A 528-nucleotide genomic window follows, 5' to 3' on the forward strand; every position below is an offset into this window, starting at 1 on the left:
GTACCCGCTGTGAAGCGTCAAACATCGAGCCCATTAATGCTAAGGCCGTGAAGCCGCCCTGGAGCCTTCGGGCAAAGGGGAGTGGTGGAGCCGCTGACCCAAGGTGGTAGTAGGTGAGTGATGGGGTGACGCAGGAAGGTAGTCCATCCCGGGCGGTGGTTGTCCCGGGGTAAGGGTGTAGGCCGTGCGATAGGTAAATCCGTCGCGCATTAAGGCTGAGACCTGATGCCGAGCCGATTGTGGTGAAGTGGATGATCCTATGCTGTCGAGAAAAGCCTCTAGCGAGTTTCATGGCGGCCCGTACCCTAAACCGACTCAGGTGGTCAGGTAGAGAATACCGAGGCGTTCGGGTGAACTATGGTTAAGGAACTCGGCAAAATGCCCCCGTAACTTCGGGAGAAGGGGGGCCATCACTGGTGATCCGATTTACTCGGTGAGCTGGGGGTGGCCGCAGAGACCAGCGAGAAGCGACTGTTTACTAAAAACACAGGTCCGTGCGAAGCCGTAAGGCGATGTATACGGACTGAC

At 57.4% G+C, this 528-nt stretch carries 1 rRNA gene; it reads left to right on the forward strand.

Annotated features, from left to right (window positions below):
• Positions 1-528 (forward strand): 23S ribosomal RNA (locus tag AB0C16_RS40360); the annotation flags it as partial.

It is taken from the genome of Nonomuraea sp. NPDC048916, from assembly GCF_040649575.1.
Classification (GTDB): Bacteria; Actinomycetota; Actinomycetes; order Streptosporangiales; family Streptosporangiaceae; genus Nonomuraea.